Source organism: Streptomyces sp. YIM 130001, from assembly GCF_003574445.1.
Lineage (GTDB): Bacteria > Actinomycetota > Actinomycetes > Streptomycetales > Streptomycetaceae > Streptomyces.
Map to the genome: position 1 here is coordinate 153,713 of NZ_KZ984561.1, position 22,706 is coordinate 176,418.

Here is a 22,706-nt window from a genome sequence, read left to right on the forward strand (position 1 = left end):
TCAGGAATGCTGGGGCAGCAGAGCGAGGGCCTGCTCGATGGTGAGCTGGTTGCCGCGCACGGCGCCGAGCAGAGCTTCCAGGTCGGCGGCGCTGATCTGCCCTTCCGCGACGGGAGCTACGGGTGCCGGCACTGCGGGCGCGGGCGCCTGCGGAGCGCCGTGGGCCTGTCGGGCCGCGACGTACGTGGCGAGCGCCGTCAGGCTCGGGTGGTCGTAGAGCACACCGGCCTTCTCGTCGAGGCCGTAGGCACTGTTGAGGAAGGCGACGAACTCGACGCCGAGGATCGAGTCCAGGCCCAGGGTGTTGAAGGTGGCATGGACGTCGATGTCCCAGACGTCGCAGTACAAGGTCTCGGCGAGCTGCTCGCGCAGGGTCTCCAGGACGGCGGCGCCACTCTCGCCGCCGGCAGGGGCCGCCTGGACTGCGGGATCCTGGGCCGGCCGGGCGTCCGACCGGACCGGCTGTGCGGGCAGTTCCGGCGGTGCGGGCAGCGGTGCGGGCTGTGCGGGCTCGTCCCCCGCGGCCTTGGCGACCTGGCGCGCAAAGGCGCTCGGCGTGGGGTGGTCGTACAGCTCGGTGGCCTTGATGTCGGTACCGAACCGGGCGTTGACGAGGGCCACGAACTCCACACTGAGGATCGAGTCGACACCGAGTGTCTGGAACGTCTGCTCCAGGTCGAGGCCGCCCGGTTCCATGTAGAGCACCTCGGCGAGGACCTCACCGACCTGCTCGGCCACCCGGCCGGTCCGCGCAGCGTTCTGGGCCGGGGCGGGCGGGACGGGCGCCACCGCGGCCGGGGCGGGTGCGGGTGCGGCCGGGGCAGGCGCGGGTCCGGGTGCAGGCGCGGGTTCCGTGTCCAGTGGCCGGAGCGAGATCTTGCGGTCACGCGTCATGGATGACATCTCCAGTGAAGTGGTCGTGTTCGTCGCGGGCACCGGCGCCGCCCGACGCGGGGACTGTGACCGCGGCTTGGAAGGGGCGGACGGCTGCGGCGGAGCAGGTGCGGGGACGGGCGAGGGTTCGGGGGCGGGCGCTGCTGTACGGGGAGCGGCGGCAGCGGACACAGTGGCCGGATCCCGGCCGAAGTCGCGCAAGTGACCACGCGTCGAAGCCGGTTCGGCTCCGGTCGTGCCAAGGCCCTGCCGGTGCAGGCGCTCGATCTGCAGGTCGTACCAGCAGCGGACACGTTCGAAGGGATAGTGCGGCAGCGGCACTCGCCGCGCCCGGGGCCCGGCCGCCGATGCCACGACCCGGTCGATCCGGCCCCCCTCGAGCCATACCCGTACAAGATCGTCGGAGGCGGCGTCGGTCGCCGGCCACGGCAGGGGGCGCCCCGCGGCGACGGCTTCCAGGCCGGAGCGCAGTTCCGACAGCGACCGCGCCCGCACGGCCGCCCTGCACTCCAGGTCGGCGCGCCCGGCCGCGAAGGTGTACGCGACGTCGGCGAGCTCGATCCGCGTGGACCGGCCCGCCGCGGCGGCCAGTTCGCCGTGCAGCGCCGCAGCGTACGCCGCCAGTGCCGTCTCGGTACGCGCGGACAGGAACACCACCACGGGCCGCGGCTCCTCGGCGACGCGGGGCGCCTGCGGCGGCGGGCCCTCGACGACGATGTGGGCGTTGGCCCCTCCGGCACCGAAGGAGCTGATGCCCGCGCGCAGCGTCCCGTCCGAGCCCTCTCGGGTGGTCCAGGGCGCGACTTCCTGCTGGACCCTGAACGGCACACGGTCGAAGTCGATCTCGGGATTGGCGGGGGTCGCGTGCAGGGAGGGCACCAGGGTCCGGTGCCGCATCTGGAGCAGCACCTTGGCGAGCGCGACCGCGCCCGCGGCCGATTCCAGGTGCCCGACGTTCGACTTCACGGAGCCGATGGGCAGGTCACCCGCTCCCTTGATGCCGTCCCGCGCGAACGCGGAGGCCAGCCCGCGCACCTCGATGGGGTCGCCGAGCGAGGTGCCGGTTCCGTGGGTCTCGAGATAGTCGAGGTCGGCGGCGGTCAAACCGGCGTCCCGCAGCGCCTTGGTGACGAGGTCGGCCTGGGCCCTGGGGTTGGGCACGGTGTAGCCGTTGGTCCGGCCGCCGTGGTTCACCGACGTTCCCCGGATCACGCCGTGAACGTGGTCCCCGTCGCGCACCGCGTCGGCGAGCGGCTTGAGGACGAACGCCCCGACGCCCTCGCCCGGCACATAGCCGTCGCCTCCCGCGCCGAAGCTGCGGCAGCGGCCGTCGCTGGCGGCGAACCGGCCCTGGCCGAGCATGAAGTACTTGTTGGGATGGATCGTTACGTTGACGCCGCCCGCGATGGCCACCTTGGAGCTTCCGGCGCGCAGTGACTCGACCGCGAGGTGGATCGAGGTGAGCGCGGACGAGCAGGCGGTGTCGACCGCGGTGCTCGGGCCTTGGAAGTCGAAGTAGTACGAGACGCGGTTGGCTATGGACCAGTAGGCGCTGTTGGCGAGCACGTGGTTGCCGCGCAGCCGCTCCTCGGCCTCGTGCAGCTGGTACTCGCCGTACATGGCGCCCACGAAGACGCCGACGTCCTTGCGGTGCACAGGGTCTTCGGCCGTGACGAGCGTGTCCGGGGTGTACCCGGCGTCGTCGAGAGCGGCCCAGCAGGACTCGAGGAAGAGCCGGGACTGCGGATCGACGGTTCCGGCCTCGCGCGGCGAGATGCTGAACAGCGGCGCATCGAAGTTCTCCACGCCTGCGACGAACCCGCCCCATTTCGTGTACGTACGGTCCACGCGGGTCTTGTCGGCGTCGTACAGGGCCTCCGCGTCCCAGCGTTCCGGCGGCACTTCGGTGATGCTGTCGCGTCCGGCGAGGAGGTTGGTCCACAGCTCGTCCAGGCTGTCGGCCTCGGGGAAGCGTCCGGCGGCACCGATGATGGCCACCGCGCGAGGATCGATACCGGCGTCCGGATCCGCGGCGTCCCTGCCCGCGGCGTCCGGCGGTCCTGCCCGGTCGCCGCCCGCGTCGCGGCGCGCTTCGTCCGCGCCGCGGAGGCCGGTTCGCCGGGACGCGCTCGACGGGGCCGGCGGCTCGGCCGGCGGCTCGGGCGCGGTGTCGGTGACGCCGACGAGTTCGGCGCACCGCTCGGGGTACTCATCGGCGAGGTGCTCGGCCAGTTCGGCGACGGTGCGGCATTCGAAGAGGAGCGTTTTGGAGAGCCGTCCGAAATCGGGCTCCAGGAGTTCGACCACACGGATGGCGAGCAGCGAGTCGATACCGAGGTCGTCGAAGGACCGGTCCGCGCCGACCTGACCGACCGGGGCCCGAGTGGCTTCGGCGACGACGGCGCTCAGCCGCGCCTCCAGCAGATCGGTGCGGGGGCCGGATGCGGGGACCGGTGCGGGGGCCGTGGTGGCCGCCGCAGGGGCCGGGGCGGTGGCCGGTCCGGTGGTGAGCAGCGGGAACGACTCCCGCAGCCGGTCCAGATCGCCGCACAGCACGACGGGTGCGCTCGCCTCGCCGTCGTGTCCGGGGGCGCCGAGCAGTGCTTCAAGGACGGCGATTCCGGTGTCGGACGGCATCGGGCGCATGCCGAGTTCACCGAGTGCCTGCTCCGCGTCGTCGCCCGCCTGCATTCCGCCGTCCGCCCAGTAGGGCCAGCCCACAGAGAGCGAACGGCCGCTACGCGTACCGGACTTGACGTGGCGGGCGCGGCGGGCGACGAGCTCGTCCACGGCGGCGTTGGCGAACGAGTAGTCGGCCTGACCGGGGCTGCCGAGAGCGCCGGAGACCGACGAGTAGGCCACGAAGAAGTCCAGGTCCCAGTCGGCGGTGGCGGCGTCGAGCGCACGGGCCGAGGTCAGCTTCGCCGCGATCACGGCGGCTGCGTCGGCGGTGTCCTTGCGCAGGACGTACGCGTCGCGCAGCGTGCCGGCGCAGTGCAGGACACCGTGCACGGGCCCTTCGGCGTGCAGTCGGTCCGCGAGGTGCTGCACCGCCTGCGGGTCGGAACTGTCCAGGCGGTGGTACGTCACCGACCCGCCGTTGCGCGCGGCGGATTCGGCGAGCCGGGCGATGTCGGCACCGCGCTCGCCCTCGACGGCGGAGCGGCCGGTGAGGACGAGGTGCGCGGCACGGGTGTCGATCAAGTGGTGGGCGAGGTGCGTGGCGAGACCGCCCATGCCGTTGATCCAGTAGCGTCCGCCCGCGCGGAACGGCGTGCTGCCGGGTGCGGGTGCCTCGGCGTCGCGCAGTACGGACGTGGTGAGCGCGCCGTCGCGGTCGACGCCGAGCCACCGCGACACGGGCGCCCGTACGGCTGCGCGTACGGCGGTGGTGAGAGCTGCGGGACCGGACTCGGGATCCAGGGCCACGGCGGTCAGTTCGAAGCGCGGGTTCTCCTCGGCGAGCGAGCGGCCGAGCGCGGCGATGCCGTGACCGGTGACAGCCGCGGAGTCGTCGACCGGGTCGGCGGTGTAGGGCACGACGATCCGGGCTCCGCGCCGGGACATCGGGCGCAGCAGAGCCCGGAGCAGGGCGAGCAGGCGGACGGCATCGGTTGCCGGTCCGGCGCTCGCCCTGGTGAGCGGCCACACCACGACGGGCGGCCGGGTGTCCTCGCCGAGCCGCGCGACCAACTCACCTGCGAGGGCGGCGGCTTCCTCGGTGTCCGCGGGGTCGGCCAGCCGTACGGCGGCCCCGTCCAGGGGTGCTTCACCGATGACGACCAGCGGGTCGAGCCCGCCGTGTCCGCCGTCGAAGGGGACGGTCTCGGCGGTGAAGAGGTGCACCCCGTCCGGAAGCAGAGGTGCGGCGGCGGCACCTTCCGCACGGAAGGTGGTGGCCGCCGTGCCGGCCGCGGACGCGTCCCCCGGGACGGGGCGCAGCGCCAGACCGGCCAGCGTAAGCACGGCGACACCGTCCGGACCGGTGACCGTCACGTCGTACTTGCGCACCCGCCGCCCGCCGCCGGCGAGGCGGACCGGCCGGACCCGTACCCAGGCCTCGGGCGGCAGCGGAGCGTGCAGGGTCAGCCGGTCGACGGCGAACGGGATGAACGTCTCGCCGCCCAGGTCCTCGCGCAGCACGCACCCGATGACCGTCTGCAGCGCGCCGTCGAGGACGTAGGGGCACAGGGTGTCGCCGGCGGCCGGAGCGCTCGTCACGACGCGGGCCAGCGCGCCCTCATGGCCGTGCCGCAGTTCTCGCAGTACCTGGAAGGCGGGCCCGTAGACGACGCCGTGATCGGCGAAGTACCGGTACAGGTCGGCCGGTTCGGCGGAGTCGGGATACGCGGCGCGCAGTGCGGCCGGGTCGATGCGTTCCGGCGCTGCCGGGGCGTCGGTGACCGGGCGCGCCTCGGCGTGCGCGGTGTCGGACAGGACGCGTACGGCGTCGCCGTCGACGACGGCGCGCAGCGTCACGGGTCCGGTGACCTCCACCGGCCGCGCGAAGGCGACGTCGGCGAGGCCCACCGTGGCCGGTGCGGCGCGGCGGGCGGCGGTCAGAGCCAGGTCGAGCTGGGCGGCGGCGGGCAACACCGGCCTGCCGGCCACGACATGGTCGGCCGCGACCGGTTGTTCGGGGCGCACGGTGCGGGTGTACGCGGCGCCGGGGCGCGGCCAGACCGTACGGGCGAAGGGGTAGCCGGGCAGCGGCACGCGCCGAGCTCCCGCCCCTGCACGCTCCGGCAGTCCTGCCTTGCCCGCCGCCCAGTCCCGGTAGCCGTCGGGCGCATCGGCTCCGGTGCCGAGGGGTCCGCCGTCCGCCAACTCGCGCAGTGATGCGGCGAGTTCCTGCACGCAGGATGCGCCGAGCACCGCACGGACCCGGCGCCGGCTGCGGCCGGTGTGCAGGGTGTGCGCCACGTCGGCCAGAGACAGGCCGGTGACTGCGCCGGCGAGGTCACCGGCGAGGGTGCGCAGCGCCGTTTCGGTGTCGGCGGACAGCACGATCCACTCCGGTTCGCCGCCGTCACCCTGTCCGGGCAGCGGTCGTGACACCGGTGGGGCCTCCTCGAGGACCACGTGCGCGTTGGTACCGCCGATGCCGAAGGAGCTGACGGCGGCGCGCCGGGGCCCTTCCGGGACGGGCCAGCCACCCTGGACGACGCCGCGGTCGGCGACGCGCAGACCGCCCGCGCCGCGTAGCTCGCGGTTGGGCTCGTGGAACGGCGTCTGCAGCGGCACGGTGGCGTTCTCCAGGGCCAGGACGGCCTTGGCGATGCCCGCGATACCGGCTGCGGTGTTGAGGTGGCCGAGCACGGACTTGACCGAGCCGACGGCCGCCGGGTGCGGGCGCTCGCCTCCGTAGACCCGTTCCAGAGCCGCGAATTCGACGGGATCGCCGAGCGGGGTGCCGGTGCCGTGGGTCTCCAGGTAGCCGACCGAGTGCGGGTCGGTGCGGGCGACGGCCAGCGCCTCGCGGATCACGGCCTCCTGCCCCTCGGGGGAAGGCGCGTGGTAGTCCATCTTGCGGCTGCCGTCGTTGTTGACGGCGCTGCCGCGCAGCACGGCGCGCACCGGGTCTCCGTCGCGCACCGCGTCGGCGAGCCGGCGCAGCACCAGGGCCCCGCCGCCGTTGCCGAAGACGGTTCCGTCGGCGGTGTCGTCGAAGGGACGGCACTGTCCGGTCGGCGACAGGATCATGCCGGGTGCGGCCAGATATCCGGCCTGCGGGAAGTGCAGGGACGCCGCTGCCACCACGGCCAGGTCGCACTCCTCGCCGAGCAGGCTCTCCGCGGCCAGGTGCACCCCGACGAGAGCGCTGGAGCAGGCGGTCTGCACCGCGAGGCTGGGGCCGGTGAGTCCGAGCTTGTACGAGACGCGGCTGGCCGCGAAGTCCTTGTCGAGGGAGGAGAAGCGGATCATTCCGGCCGCGTCGAGCTCTGTGATGCCCACGGCGGGCAGGGTCGGCTGGCCGACGGAGCCGTAGACGGCGGTGCGCAGCCCGGTGCGGTCGGGGGCGAAGCCGGCGTCCTCCAGGCCGTGCCAGGCGACTTCGAGGAGCAGGCGCTGCTGCGGGTCGAGCCACTCCGCGTGCTGGGCGCTGTAGCCGAAGAACTCGGCGTCGAAGGCGTCGGCGTCCTCCAGGACCACTCCGGCGGGGACGAACTCCTCGCGGGTCACGGTGGCGGGGTCGTGGCCGAAGCCGATCAGCTCGGCGTCGGTGTAGCGGTGGATGCCGGTCCGCCCCTCCTCGATCAGCTTCCACAGTCGCTCGGCGGAGGTCGCGGGCCCGAACCGGCAGGCCATGCCGACGATGGCGATGGCGTCGGGGTCGATTCCCGGGGCGTCGTGGGTCATCGTTCGTCTCCGAGTCGGAACGCGCGCCGCAGCTCACGGCGGGAGGGGCGGACGGGTGCGGCGCCGGGCGCTGCGGGGCTCTTCGGGGCGGGGGCGAGTCGTTCGGCGACGAGGCCGGTGATGTCGTCGACGGTGGGCCGGGCGAACAGGTCGGCGAGCTCGATGCCGGTGTCCGGGTAGGTCTCGTCGAGCCGGGCGAAGAGCCGCCCGAGGAGCAGGGAGTTCCCGCCTATGTCGAAGAACCTCCGGTCGGTCGGGATGTCGTCCGACTCCAGCAACTCCCGCCACAGCGCGAGCACTTCGTCCCGCACGGCCTCGGTCCGGGCGGGCGTGGGCGCGGGTGCCGCGGACGGCTCCGGGAGGTCCGCCGAGGCGACAGGCTCCTGCGGCCCCTTTCCGGCGTCCGGCAGGGCGCGTTGCGCGGCGAGCCGCACGGCCTCCTTGCGGTCGACCTTGCCGTTGGGCGTCAGGGGCAGAGCCTGAGCGGCCACCAGGCGGTCGGGAAGCATCCACGCCGGCAGCGTCGCCGAGGCGAACTCGCGGAGCTCGTCCAGGTTCGGCAGCGACGCGCCGGCCGGCGGTACGGCGATCGCCAGGAGCCGGGCCGAGGGGCCTTCGCCGTGCACGGCGAGGACGCAGCGGGCGAGCGCGGGGTGCGCGCTCAACACCGCCTCGATCTCGCCCAGTTCGACCCGGTGGCCGCGGATCTTGACCTGACTGTCCGCCCGGCCGAGGAAGAGCAGCCGCCCCTGCGCGTCGTGGCGCACCAGGTCGCCGGTGCGGAACCAGCGTCCGCCGCCGACGGAGCGCAGCGGGTGAGAGGTGAAGCGCTCGGCGGTCAGCTCGGGCCGGCGCCAGTATCCCCGGGCCACACTCGGGCCGCCGATCCACAGCTCGCCCGGCTCCCCCGCCGCAGGGGGCCGGTGGCCGTCGACCTCGGTGAGGAGCAGTTCCGTCGCGCCGATCGGCCTGCCCAGGTGCACCGGTCCCTCACCCGTGACACGGGCGATGGTGGACCAGATCGTCGTCTCGGTGGGTCCGTAGACGTTCCACAGGGCACTGGTGCGGGCGGTCAGCGCGGTGGCCAGGTTGCCCGGCAGGGCCTCGCCGCCGCACAGCGCGGTGAGGCCGGGCGCTCCGGTCCAGCCGCCGTCGACGAGCAGTTGCCAGCCGGCCGGTGTGGCCTGCATGACGGTGATCTCGCGGGTGTCGAGGAGCCGGGCCATGCGCCGGGCGTCGACGACGTCGGCCCGTTCGGCGACGACGACCGTGCCGCCCAGGATCAGCGGCAGGAACAGTTCCAGGACCGAGATGTCGAAGCACACGGTCGTCACGGCGAGCAGCCTGCCGGGCGCCCGCCGGTCGATGCCGACGGTGGCCGCGATGGCCTCCAGGGTGTGCACGACGTTGCCGTGCGTGACGCCGACGCCCTTGGGGCTGCCCGTGCTGCCGGAGGTGAACATCAGGTATGCCAGGTCGGAGGGTACGGCGGGCTCGCCGGTGCGGGCGGCGTCCCGCGCACCCTGGACGTCGGCCGGGTCGATGGTGCGCAGTCGCCGCGGCAGCAGCGGGGCCAGATCCCGGTCGGCGAACGCCACCTGGCAGCCGGCTCCTTCGACCACCGCCGCCAGCCGCTCGCCCGGGTAGGAGTCGTCCAGCGGTACGTAAGGGCGGCCGCTCTTGAGGATGCCGAGGAGCACGGCGGGCAGCCGCGCGCTGCGGTTCATCAGGACGGCGACGGGCTCGCCCGGCGCCGCGGCGCTGTCGGCCCGGTGGGCGACCGCGTCCGAGAGGGCGTCGAGCTCGGCGTAGGTGAGCGTCTCGTGGTGGTCCTCGACGGCGTTCGCGTCCGGGTGGCGGCTCACGCTCGCGGCGAAGCGCGACACGAGCGTGCCCGCGGCCGGGTCGAGCACGTCGCCGACGGTCGTGCCGGTGTCGTGGGCCAGTGCGTCGACGGTGCGGCGCAGGTCGTCGACGATGCGGTCGACGGCGGCGCCGTCGAGGACCGCGGTGCGGTGGTTGGCCAGGATGTCGACACCCTCACGGGTCTCGGTGACCTCGAGGCCGAGGTCGAAGTGCCCTTGCTGGCCGCGCCGGTGCACCGGTTCCCAGCCGTCGGTGGTCTCCTCGCCGCTGCCCTCCCAGTTCTGGTACGCGAGGGTGACGGTCGGCACGCCTTCCTCCCCGTACGCGGCGCGGCCCAGCGCGGCGAACCGCGGATAGGGCAGCGTGGCGTGCCCGAGTGCCTCGCGCACCCCGTGGCCGAGGTCCTGGAGCCAGTCGGCCAGGGGAAGACCGGGATCCAGGTCGATCCGCAGCGGGACGGTGTTGACGAAGCAGCCGACGGTGGCCTCGTCCTGCGCGGAGCCCCGGCCGTACGTGGGGACGGCCATCAGCATCGAGCGGTGGCCGGTGGCCCGGGCGAGGGTCAGGGCGAACGCGCCGAGCAGTGCGGTGAACCGCGGCACCGCGGCGGCGCGCGCGATGTCGCCGAGCGCGTCGGACAGGCTGCCCGGCAGACCGTACTCACGGTGGGTTCCTGCCGCGCCTGCCCGCTCTCCCCCGCCCGGGAAGAGCACCCCGGCGGGTGCCGTTCCGGCCAGCCGTGCCTTCCAGTAGTGCTCGGCCTGCTCCCACACGGTGGCCACGGCGGCCCCCCGTTCGCGGCGCAGGGCCCCGGCGAACGAGCCCGGCTCCGGCAGATCCGCCGGTGTGCCGCGGGACAGTGCCGTGCACAGGGCGGTCACGTCGCGGCGCAGCAGATCGGCCGAGTGTCCGTCCACAGCGATGTGATGCGTGGTCAGCTGCAGGACAGGGCGCTCCTGGGCCACCTCCCAGAGCACGGCCCGCAGCAGGGGTTCGGTGGAGGTCCGCAGCCTGAGGTCGGCCTCCTCGGTGACGGCGCGTTCCAGGGAGTCGGCATCGACGGCGCGGATGTCGAGCGCGGGCTGGTCCGCGGCCGGCACGAAGGCCGGGTTTCCGTCGAGGGGACGGACCGAGCACCCGAGCACGGGGTGGCGCCGCACCAGTTCGGCGACGGCTTCGCGTACCGCCTCCCGGCCGGCGTCGGCGGGCAGCCGCCAGGACAGGGAGATGTTGTACGGGGCGTGCGGCGCGGCCAACTGGTCCGCGGCCCACATCCCCAGCAGGCGGTCGGGCAGAGCGGCGGGGAACGTGTCGGGAGCGCCGGCAGGCCCCGTCTGCTGCGGCGCGGACCGGGCGGTGGTGGATCCGGCGGTGGCCGCGGACTGCTCCACCGATCCTGAACCGGCCGCCAGCGCGGCCAACTGGTCGGGACGGGAGGCGAGCAGACGGCCCGTCAGGTCATTCAGGTCGATGCTGTCCAGGAGTACGGACAGCGGCACCCGGCCGAGGTCGTCCTCCAGGATCCGCCCGAGCCGCATCAGGGCGATGGAGTCGACGCCGTAGGTGGAAAGGGGCGTTCCGGGGGAGAGTTCGCCCGGGCGGCGGCCCACGGTGCGGGCGACGCACTCGGTGATCCAGCGCAGCGCGGCCTCGCGCGGCTCCGGCGCGGACTGCGGTGCGGGGACGGCCGAGGCGGGGGCGGCCGAGGCCTGGGACTGCGCGGGTGCGGTCGGCGCGGACACCGGCACGGAGGCGGTCGGCGCGGCGGGCGCCCCCTGAGGGACGGGCGCTGCGGGTGCGGCCGGCGCGGCGTCGCGCACGTCGAGCGCTCGGTCCCAGGCCGCCACGTCCCCGGCCACCAGCGCCGCGTACGGCGTCGGGGCGCTCTTGTGCGGGTCGAGCAGCGGCCATACGGAGCGCAGGGCCGTGCGGGTGGCGACCGGGTGCAGTCCGTACGCCCCGGAAAGGTAGGCGAGGACGTCCGGCTGCGGCGCCATGCCGGCGTCCTCGAGGACCGGCCAGCCGACGGACAGGGTGCGGCCGGCCCGTCCCCACGCCGTGCGGCAGGCCGCGAAGCCGTCGAGGAAGCCGTTGGCGAAGGCGTAGTCCGACTGTCCCTGGTTGCCCACCAGTGCGGCGAGCGAGGACGCGAGGACGAAGAAGTCCATCGGGTGCCCGGCGAGTGCCGCGTCCAGACGGAGCGCGCCGAGGATCTTCGCCCGGCACACCTCCTGGACCGCCTCGGCTGTCTTGCCGCGCAGGAATCCGTCGCGCAGCACGCCGGCCGTGTGGACGACGCCTCGAAGCGTCACGTCCTCCTGCTCCATCCACCGGGCCAGTCGGGCCACGTCGTCCGCGTCGGCGACGTCGCAGCGTCGGTAGGTGACGTGCCCAGTGCGGCGCAACACCGCAAGCGCCGCCTCGTCGGGCTCCGACCGTCCGACGAGGATCAGCCGCGCTCCGGGTGCGCGGGTCAGGATGTCGGCCGCGACATGCCGGCCGAGTCCGCCGAGCCCGCCGGTGACCAGATACGTCCCGTCGGGGTCGAGCGCGGGAACCGCCGTGCCGGCACCCGCAGGTGCCGTGGCCGGAAGCGGGCTGAGTTCCGCCGCCCGGCGCCCCTGCGGTCCCAGTCGCACCCAGTCGGCGCCTTCCGCGCCGCGCAGCGCCTCGGCCACCAGATCGCCGGCGGCCGGGTCGGCACCGTCCGCGTCGAGCGTGGCCAGCCGCAGCACGAAGCGGCCGGTCTCGCCGGCGACGGTGCGCGCCAGGCTGTGCAGCGCGTGGACGAACGGCGCGGCGGCGCCGCCGTCCTCGGCCCGCGTCACCAGCAGGACCTGCGCCGCGTCCAGGGCCCTGCTGCGCACGAACGCCCGCAGCAGCCCGAACACGCCGGTCAGTGCACCGCTCGCGAAGCTGGTCCACTGCGCCGTGACCTCGTCAGGGGTCAGCGGCGCGGACCCGAGCCCGCCGGCGGTCAGTCCCCGCGTGAGGTCGACCAGGACCACTCCCGGCGTCCCGGCGCGTTCGGCCGTGGCCGCGAGCACCTGCTCGTCGCCGGCCTGTGCCAACGAGAGGGTGGCGGCCGCCTGTTCGCTCCAGGGCGTCGCGGCCCCGACGACCCACAGCGCCGGCTGTGGGCCGGCCGGTGCGGCGGCGTCGACCGGGGCGGGCCGCCAGCCGAGGCGGTACCCGGCGACGGGCACCCCGGCAGACGTTGCCTCGGTGGTCTCGGAGGCGGTGTCCGCCGCGGTGGCCGTACCAGTCTGCGCGCGGGTGTCCGCACCGGCCTCCGTGGTGCCGTCCGCGTGCGTGTCCGTCCCCGCGTCCGTGCAGGTGGGTGCGGACGGTGGCGCGTCCTGCTGCGGGCCGGCGTCCACGCGGACCCGGAAGCCCGACACGTCGACGAGCACGTCACCGCTGTCCGGATCGATGAGGTGCAGGTCGAAGATGTGGATGCCGGCCACGTCGTCGCGCCGTACCCGGCGGGCATGCACATAGGCGCGACCGGTGGCCGGCTGATGTGTCGTCATCCGCTCCACCGCGAGCGGGCGCAGCGTGCGCGGCGCCCCGGTCTCCTCGGTGAGCAGCAGGTACGCGGCCGTCTGGCAGGCGCCGTCGAGCAGCGCCGGGTGCACGACGTGCCGCCCGTCCGGGTCCTCGCCCTCGGCGAGCCGGAGCTCGGAGGTGATGTCGTCACCGTGGACGGCGACCCGACGCACGGTGCGGTACATCGGTCCGTAGGCGAAACCGTGCTCCGTGAAGGACCGGTAGAAGTCGTCCTGGCCTTCGTCGCCCAGGTGGGAGTCGAGGTCCTCGGTCCGGTAGACCAGGTCGGGCCGCACCGTGCCCGCCGCCTCGCCGTCGTCGAGGGGATCGGCCCAGCCCTGGGCGACCACGGTGTCGGCGACGGATGTGCAAAAGCGCCGCGAGCCCCGTGCGTCCGCCTCGTCGAGGACGGTGACGACCGTCATCGGGAGCCCGGCGGCCGGCTGCGGCCAGACCAGGTCGCGCAGCACGGCGCGGTACGGACTCTCGCCCGCACCGAGCAGAGCCTCGTACGCGAGCTCGGGGTGGAACGCCCCGGGCAGCAGCGGCTCACCCGCCACGACGTGATCGGCCACCCAGCGCGACGCGCCACCCAGTCGGGCGGTCACCGTCCGGGAGGCGGGCACCGTCACCGTGTCCGTGAGCGGCATCGGGGACGAGGAGCTCTCGGGCAGCACGCAGCGCACCCGGGCGAGCGGTGTCGCCGGCAGCGGGACGCGCCTGCCGGTGGCGGGGCCGGAGTACCGGCCGTCGGCGACCCAGGCACGGGCGTCCGCGTCGGCCCCGGCCGGCACGGGCTCCGTCACCAGGGCCGGGTGGGGTGCTCCCTCGGCCAACGCCCGCAGCGCGGCGCGTAGTTCGCCCGGATCATGGGCGATCACGGCAGCCCGGTGGGGCCCGTGGTCCCGGCCGGTCGCCAGGGTGTGGGCGATGTCGTCGAGCGCCAGTGTTTCGACGGCACCGGCGAGCGCGCGGGCCGTGACGGCCAGCCGCTGTGCGTCCGGCGCCGCGACGGGGATCAGGACCGGGCCGCGGGCCGGTGGAGCGGCCGGGCCCGCCGCGTACTCCTCCAGGACCACGTGGGCGTTGGCGCCGCCCGCACCGAAGGAGCTGACGGCCGCGCGGCGCGGCTGTCCGCCGGCTTCCCAGGACTCGGCGGCGGTCTGGATGCGCAGTCCGGTGCCGGCGAGCGGGAGCTTCGGATTGAGCTGCTCGGCGTGCAGGGTCGGCACGAAGCGGGCGCGCTGCAACTGGAGGATGGCCTTGGTGAGCCCCGCGATTCCGGCGGCCGCCTCGCCGTGGCCGATGTTGGACTTGACCGAACCGACGCGCAACGGTCCGTCGGAGCCCGATTCCTCGAACGCCAGGGCCAGGGCGCGCAGTTCGATGGGGTCGCCCAGATCGGTGCCGGTGCCGTGCGCCTCCAGGTAGCCGACCGCCGACGGGGCGACACCGGCGTTGCGCAGCGTCGCACCGATCAGGGCGGCCTGGGCGCGGGGGTTGGGGACGGTGTAACCGCCGGTGCCGCCACCGTGGTTGAGTCCGGTGCCGCGGATCACCGCGTGGATGGTGTCGCCGTCGGCCTCCGCCCGGTCGAGTCGCTTGAGTACGACGGCGCCCGCGCCCTCACCGGGTACGAAACCGTCGCCGCCCGCGCCGAACGCCCGGGTGTGCTCGCCGCGCGAAGGCATACCGAGCGCGCACAGGCCGGCGAACCGGTCGGGGTGGAGGTAGAGGTTGACGCCTCCCGCGAGCGCCAGATCGGCGTCGTCGTCCGCCAGGGCACGGCAGGCCAGGTGCAGTGCGGTCAACGACGACGAGCACATGGTGTCGACGGTGAGGCTCGGGCCGCAGAGGTCGAAGACGTGGGACACCCGGTTGGCGACGGACGCGGCTGCCGTGACGGCGTACTCGGGATTGTCGGCGCCCGCGGCGCGGGCGTCGCGCTGGGCGAGCAGATGGCTGTTGGCGGTGACGCCGGCGAACACCCCGACGCGGGGGCCGCCCTCGGTGCCGGCGAGGGAGCGCCGGGCGTATCCGGCGTTCTCGAAGGCCTCCTTGGCGATCTCCAGGAACAGCCGCTCCTGTGGGTCCATCAGGGCGGCGTCGCGCGGAGTGAGCCGGAACATCTCCGGGTCGAACGTGTCCGTACCGTCGACGAAGCAGCCCCAGCGGGCGTAGCCGCCGCCCAGTGTGCGGGCGGTGCGCCAGTCCCACCGCTCGGCGGGCACCTCCCGCACGGGGGTGCGCCCGGCGCTCAGCAACTCCCAGAAGGCGGCGAGGTCCTGGGCGCCCGGATAGCGTCCGGCCAGGCCGACGACGGCGACGGGCGGGGTTTCGGTGCCGCGGTCGCGGGGTGCGGGAGGGGGTGCGGCCTCGGCAGCCCTCGCCTGCGGGACGGATTTCAGCGGCGGCTCGGTCGTGGCCGGGCTCGGTACCGGCGGCACATACGGCTCGACTTGCCCGTCCGGCTGCCCGGATACGTGGCGCACGGGCGCGGTGGGGGCGAGATGGCGGGCGAGCGCCCTCGGGGTCGGGTGCTCGAAGAGCAGCGTCGCCGCGAAGGTGCGCCCGGGGAACATCACGCGGAGCCGCTCGCAGAACTCCTCGTTGAGGAGCGAGTCCACGCCGAGGCCGGGGAAGGGGGTGTCCGGATCGAGCAGGTCCACGTCGCGGGCGGTGAGTTCGCCGACCAGGCTCAGCAGACGTGCCACCAGGGACGGGTCGTCGTCAGCGGGCGTCGGGGCGGGCGGAGCCGGTGCGGTGACCGGAACCGGCGGCGGCGCGGCGACTGTGCGGGCCGCACCGGCCCGCGCCGCGGACTCCAGCAGGGACGTGCCGCGCTCCGCCAGCATGGCGGCCAGTTCGTCCACGGTCCTGTGCTCGAACAGCACGGTCGCGGCGACCGTCCCGTACCGCCGGGACACCGCCTCGACGAGCTCCATGTTGAGCAGCGAGTCCACACCCAGTTCCTGCCAGGGCAGGTAGCCGGGAACATCGGTGTCGATCCCGCCGAGCAGGTCCCGCACTATGCCGCGCAGCCCCTCGGCGATCTCGGCGGCCGTGGCGGCGGCCACGGCCGCCGGCTCGTCGGGGGCGCCGGGCGGCAGGCACGTCAACAGGGCCACGCACCCCGGCGCGTCACGCACGTGGTCCACCTCGGCGAGATTCCAGCCGTGCTCCTCGAGCAGGGACCGCCAACGCGGTACGTCGAGCAGCGGGCCGTGCGGGAGGCGCCGGTCGGTGTCGACGTAGCTCCACCAGCCGTCCGTCAGACCGAAGGTGAGGGTGTAGACGGCGGCCGGGTTGACCATCTCGACCAGCAGCAGCCGGCCGCCGGGAACCAGCAGCTGCTCGACGTGGGCGAGCGTGCGAGCCAGGTCGCGGGTCGCGTGGATCACGTTGCTCGCGACCACCAGGTCGACGGCTGCGGGTGTGAAGCCCTGCGCCTCGGGACTCTTCTCGATGTCGAGCAGGCGCGGCTGCACACGGTCGCCGAAGCGGCGTCGCCCGTACTGGAGGAAGGCCGGGGAGACGTCGGTGTACGTGTAGGCGGCGCCGCGCACACCGCGGGCGTCGAGGGCGGCCAGCGCGGAGGCGGTGGTGCCGCCGACGCCCGCGCCGATCTCCAGCACACGCGGTGCGGCAAGCATCATGGCGGCGTCGCCGAGGGCCTCGGCGGCGGCGGAGTTGACCGGGTCGAACAGCTGGTTGCCGCTGTAGACGGCGGTGACTCCGCTCAGGTCGCCGCCGGGGAACAGAACGGCGGGGACGGGAAGTTCGCCGCGCAGGACGGGCCCGTACGACTCCAGTGTCCGGTCGAGCAGCGTGATGTGCCCGGCCAGGTCCGGGTGGTCGGCCAGCAGTGTGTCGCGGGTGCGGGCCAGGTCGGCCGCCTCGGGTACGGGCTGCCCCGATCCGGCGTACTGCGTGAGGAGTTCGAGGACGGCGGCGATCAGCCTGCGGTGCTCGGGGACGGCCGCGAGCTGTCGGGCCGCCGTCTCCGTGTCGGTGCCGGGCCGGGCGGCGAGCTCGGGAGACAGGCCGAGGACGGTCATCCGGTGGGCGAGCGCGGCGCGGGAGTACTGGTCGAGCCGGTGCGCGGCGTCCTGCGCCCGCGGGGTCGCGGCCGGGCCGGCTGCCGGCCGCGCGGTGAGCGGGCGAAGTGGCTCGGGGTCACCGGCCAGTACGAGGGACTGCGGTCGGTTGCCGGACATGCCCGCTTCCAAGGCGGCCACTCCCCTTTCCGGATCGAATGCGGTGATCCCGGGATATTCGCGCTTGACGTGTGCGGTGTAGCGGCGGGCGAGCCCCGTGCCGTGCCACAGGCCCCAGTCGAAGGTGCGCACGGTGAGACCCGCGTCCCCGTCGACGGCGGTGGCGTAGTGGTCGAGGAAGGCGTTGGCGGCGGCGTAGTTGAGTCCGCCGACGCTGCCGAGGAGTCCGGCGGCGGAGGAGAACAGGACGAGCGCGGCGGGCCGGCCCGCCGGTCGGTTGCGCAGGGCGCGGCGCAGGGCGAGGACCGCGGACACCTTGGGCGCGAGCACCTGGTCGAGGCCGGCGGGGCTCAGCTCGGCAAGGTGGGCCGGGCTGATCGATCCGACGCTGTGCACGATGCCGTCCGGTTCGCCGTACGCGGACCGGCAGACCTCCAGGGCCCGCTCCACGGAGCCCGGTTCGGTGACATCGGCGCTCAGATAGCGGGCGCTTCCCCCGAGGTCCGCGAGGTCGTCGAGCAGGGCTCGGGTGCGCTCACCGGCCGTCGAGCGCCCGACGAGCAGCAGCCGGGCGCCGTACCGCCGTGCGAGGTGGCGGGCCACCTCGGCGCCGATGCCTCCGGCGCCACCGAACAGGAGGTACGTCCCACCGTCGGTGAACGCGGTGCCGGTGGCGGCCGGGGCAGGCTCGGGGCCGTCCGCGTAGATCTGGCGCAGGCGTCGTTCGCCGCGCAGGGCGATGAGCGGTACCGCGTCGGAGCAGGGTTCGGCCAGGGCGGCGGCGAGCCGGCCGGGCCCTGCGGCCGTGTCGAGGTCGACGGCCGCGGCGCCGATTTTGGTGCTCTCCCTGGGCAGAGTGCGGACGGCGCCGAGCAGCGCGCCCTGAAGCGATGCACCGGGTGAAGGAGCGTCGCCGTCCGGGTCGGTGAGGCCGGTCGTGACGAGGGTGAGGCGGGCGGGGCCGCCGGCGTCGAGTGTCCGTGCCACCGTCAGCAGGGCCTCGAGCCAGCCGCGCAGCAGGCGGATGCCGGCGGAGTCCTCGGTCCACCGGGAGCCGTCCACGACGAGGGCGACGTGACCGGCGCCCCGTACGGCCTCCTCGAGGGTGGGAGAGTCGAAGGCCACGGTGCGCGCGTCGAGGCCTTCGACGCGGGTCAGACCGGCGTCATCGTGCACCACCACGAGTCCGTCGAGCGGGGCGGCTTCGGACTGGGCGGTCCCCGAAGGCTCGGCACACCACTGCGGCACGAGCACCCGGACGGCGCGCGCATCGGCGGCCGGCTCCGGCAGCGGCGAGGTGTCAGGCGTCGAGACGGACGCGAAGGCGGGTGGGACGTCCGGTACCGAGGCGGAGACCGGCGAGGCGTCCGACACCGGCGCGGCGTCCGGCGGGGAAGTCACCGCCGCGCCGGAGGTGTTCCCGGGCGGGATGTGGGCGGCGGCTGCGGACGTTGAGGGCGTGGCCGCCCCCGTGGCCTGCAGGCGAAGCCCGGTGACCCGCAGGACCGTCCTGGCGTCGGCCTCGGCTTCCGGGTCGACCGCTTCCAGGTCGACGACCGTGTACGTGGCCCCTTGTCCGGTGCGCCGGACCCGCAGTTCCGCGGACTCGGGGATCACGCCGGACCACTGGAGGTACTCGGCGGCCACGGCGACGCGGGGCGCGGAGCCGTCCATCAGGGCACAGGATGTCTGCAGCGCGGCGTCCAGCCATGCCACCCGCCGGGTACGCAGACCCGCGGCGGTGGGAGCGGCGATCCGGGCGACGGCCTGTCCGCCCCGCCGGCGCAGGTCGTGCACCACGCGGTAGACGGGCCCCACCTCGACGCCGTTGCGCGCGAGGGCGGCGCCGAGATCGACATGCTCCTGCGGGCCGTCAGCTTCCTCGACGGCCGGCGCCGTGCGGCCGGTCGCCGCAGCGGCTCGCGCGACGGCGACGACTTCGTGTCCGGCGGTGAGACGCACGGCCGCGCCGGTGTCCTCGACGGTGCGCACCAGACGCGCGGCACCGCCTCGGGGCACGAGCACGGGCCGCTGGAAGCGCAGGTGCTCGAAGGCGACGGGCCCGCCGTCCGCGAGCGCGTCGACGAGCGCGGCTCCGGGCAGGGTGGCCCGGCCGCCGACGCGGTGCTCGGCCAGCGGGTGACCGTCCTCGACGACGTAGGCGGCCGCACCGGTCGCGGCAGACACGGCAGACACGGCGGGCACGGCCGGTACGGCCGGCGCGACCGGCGCGACCGGCGCGACCGGCGCGACCGGCGCGACCGGCGCGACCGGCGCGACCGGCGCGGCAGAGGCGGACGCGGCCGGGACGGCAGAGGTGGCAGACGCAGCCGGCGCCGCGCCCGGCAGCCAGTAGGAGTGGCGCTCGAAGGGATACGGCACCAGGGGAACGCGGCGGGGACGGGGACCGTCGGGCAGGCGCGCAGCCCAGTCGGCGACCGTGGTGACGGCTCCGCCGAGCCAGTCGCGCAGCCATCCGTCGGCAGGCTGTTCCTGTGTGCCGTGTGCGGCGAACTCCCGTGCGGCACGGGCCAGTTCGGACAGATCCCGGACGACGAAGAGCGCACGGTGCGGCAGGTGACGCCGCCCGGACTGGAGGGTCCAGGCGATCTCGTCCAGGGCGGGTGCGTGGCGCGCCGCGACCAGTTCGGCCAGGCCCGCGGCCAGCCGGGTCAGCGCGCCGGGTGTACCGGCCGACAGCGGTACGGCGAGGGGCCCTTCGACCGCCGCGTGCACACGCGGCAGGTCCGGCGCTTCCTCCAGGACCACATGGGCGTTGCTGCCGCCGAACCCGAACGCGCTGACGGCCGCACGGCGGGGCGCACCGTCGGCGGGCGCCGGCCAGAGCACGGGCTGCGCGGCGACGCGCAGCGGGGTCCCGTCCAGCTCGATGTGCGGATTGAGACGGCTGAAGCCGGGCGTGCCCGGTATCAGCCGGTGGCGCAGGACCTGCACCGCCTTGACTACCCCTGCCAGGCCCGAAGCACCCTCCAGGTGACCGATGTTGGCCTTGGCCGATCCCACCCAGATCCGGCCGCCCGGTCCGGCGGCACGTTCGGGCATACCCTGCGGATCCGCTCCGAGCACCTCCCGGACGGCGTCCAGCTCGATCGGGTCGCCGAGCGGCGTGCCGGTGCCGTGGGCCTCGAGGAAGCCGAGATCGGCGGCGGTCAGTCCGGCACGGTCGAGCGTGGTGCGGATCAGTGCGCTCTGCGCCCGGGGACTTGGCGCGGTCAGCGCGGCGGCACGGCCGCCGTGGTTGACGGCGGCGCCCCGGATGACGGCGAGCACGGGATCGCCGTCCGCGACGGCGCGGCGAAGCGACTTGAGCACGAGCCAGCCCGCGCCCTCGCCCCGCACGAACCCGTCGGCATCCGCATCGAAGACGCGGCTTCCGCCTTCGGGCGAGAGCATGCCCGCCCTGCGGTAGGCCTGGGTGTTGAACCCGTTGCTGAGCAGGTTCGCGGCTCCGGCGAGGGCGACCTCGCAGTCCCCGGCGAGCACTGCCGTCCGGGCGAGGGCCAGTGCGGTGAGTGCTCCGGAGCAGGCGGTGTCGACGGTGACGCTGGGCCCGGTGAAGTCGTACAGGTGGGAGACGCGGTTGGCGAGGAAGGCGGGCAGCGTGCCGGTGGTGGCGTACCCGTCGGCCGAGGCGTCGCGCTCGACGAGCTGCTCACGGTAGTCGTAGCTGCAGGCCGCGGCGTACACACCGACGGCCGTGCCCGCCAGGCTGTCGGGGGCGAGCCCGGCGTGTTCCAGTGCGTGCCAGCTGAGTTCGAGAAGGGCGCGCTGCTGAGGGTCCATGGAGGCGGCCTGGCGGGGTGTCACATCGAAGAACGGCGCGTCGAACAGGTCGATACGGTCGAGCAGCCCGGCCCGGAATCCGGCGGGCACCTCCCCCGCCAGCCGTCCGGCCGCCACCGGCTCGATGTGGCACTCGCCCCGGCTCAGCAGACGCCAGAAGGCCTCGGCGTCAGCGCCCCCGGGCACCCGGCAGGACATGCCGATGACGGCGACATCGTCGTCCGTCCCAGGCCCGGCGTCACTCGCCACGGCGGGCGCGGGCTCCGGGGCCGGCGCGGCCGCGGCGGGTGCGGCCGCGGCGGGTGCGGGTGCCTCGGGCTCTTCGCGTGCTGCGGATGCTTCAGGTGCTTCAGGTGCTTCGGGCGCCCGGGATGCCTCAAGGCCCCCCGGCCCGATGGGCTCTCCAGGCGCCTCAAGTCCCTTGCCTTCAGTGGTTTCTGTCGACCCGGCAGGCCCGCCCGCTGCCGCATCCGCATCCGCATCGTCAGGTGCGCCGTCCTGCGGATGTCCCGGAAGCAGGGTCGCCAGTTCCTTGAGCGTCGGGTGGCGCCAGACGGCCGTCGCCGGCAGCCGCACACCGAATGCGGCTCGGATCTCACGGCCCAGGCGCAGCGCACGGGCGGAGTCGAGTCCTTGCTCACCGAGCGGACGGACGGCGTCCGCTCGGTGCCCGAGCACGTCGGAGGCAAGGTCGACGAGCCGCTCCAACACGGCGGCAGCCGGCTCCCGGACGCCTGCGGCCGCAACGGCGGCGGGCCCCCGGACGTCCGCGGCCGCAGCGGTGGCGGCCTGTTCGGCGGGGACCGCGGCGCTCGGCCCGGCTGCCGCAAGGGTTCGCTGTACGGAGTCCAAGTAGGCGGACGCGTCGCGCCCGTTGAGCACACTGTGGTCGAAGGCGAGGACCAGCCTGCGTACGGGGGCCGGGCCGGTGTCGTCGACCGCTCCGAGGAACAGGGTCGCCACCGCCGGCGGCACGACCACCGGAACCGCCAGCGTCGGCCCCCGGTCGCCCAGGTGGGAGAGCATCAGTGTGACCCGCCCGTCCGCCTGCGACGGCCCGTCGAGTGCCCCTTCCACGGCCTGCGCGTACCGGGCGTCGAACTCCTCGGCCGAGACCGCGTCCGCATCCCGCACCACCCCGACGGTGAGGTCTCCGTCCTCGGTCGCCACCGCGACCCCGAGGTCCACGTGCTCGTACACACGCAGCGTGGACGCGTCGAGCCGCCGCGAGCGCAGCCGCGCGGCGGCGGGCTCGGCCGCGCAGCGGGCCGCCACACGGGCGAAGGCCTGGAAGGGGGTGGAGAAGCGGCTGCCCCGGTGTTCCTGCAGTGCCCGCTGCAGCGCCTCCTCGGGCACGGTGACGGAGACGGCCGCGGGGACCACCTGGTCGCGGGCCCCCGACATGGCCCGGTTCAGGGCGCGTTGCCGGACCGACTGGGTGACGTCCTCGAACCCCGACGGCGCCGGATCCGACACACCTGTCCCCTCGTCAGCGGCGAGGGGACGGGCGTCCGTGGTGCTCTGCCGGCGCTGGGCCACGTACTGCTGCACGTCGGCGGGCATCAGGCTCGTGCCCACCGCGGGTATGTCGCACAGCAGCGCCTCGTCGATGCCCAGTCGCCTGGCATGGGCGCGTGTACGGGGAGGGATGCGGCGGACCGGCGTCGGCTCCCGCCCGGGCTCACCCTGCACGGAAGCCCCGGGCGCGCGCCCATCCGCCGTCTGCGCATGCGGTGTTGCTCCGGCCTGCTCCCCGCCGAGAGTGATCCGGCCGACGGCCTCGCCGATGGCGACGGTGTCGCCCTCCCGGACCAGCCACGTGCCGAGCACTCCTGCCACCGGGGCCTCGATCTCGACGGCCGCCTTGTCGTGCTCCATCTCGTAGACGACCTCGTCCTTGGCGACCGCATCGCCCGGCTCCTTGAGGAACCGGACGATGCGGACCTCGACGATCCCCTCGCCGAGACGCGGAACGGACAGCACCGACTCCATGCTCATCTGCGCTTCCTTCTCCAT

2 protein-coding genes are annotated in these 22,706 nt (G+C 74.6%); both read right to left on the reverse strand.

Annotated features, from left to right (window positions below; genetic code table 11):
* Positions 1-7,254 (reverse strand): beta-ketoacyl synthase N-terminal-like domain-containing protein, encoded by a 7,254-nt coding sequence (locus DSC45_RS24250; protein ID WP_119294053.1) that lies wholly within the window; start codon positions 7,252-7,254, stop codon positions 1-3.
* Positions 7,251-22,706, reverse strand: a complete 15,456-nt coding sequence (locus tag DSC45_RS24255; RefSeq protein WP_119294054.1) for a non-ribosomal peptide synthetase — start codon at positions 22,704-22,706, stop codon at positions 7,251-7,253. The genes DSC45_RS24250 and DSC45_RS24255 overlap by 4 nt, the downstream gene beginning before the upstream one ends.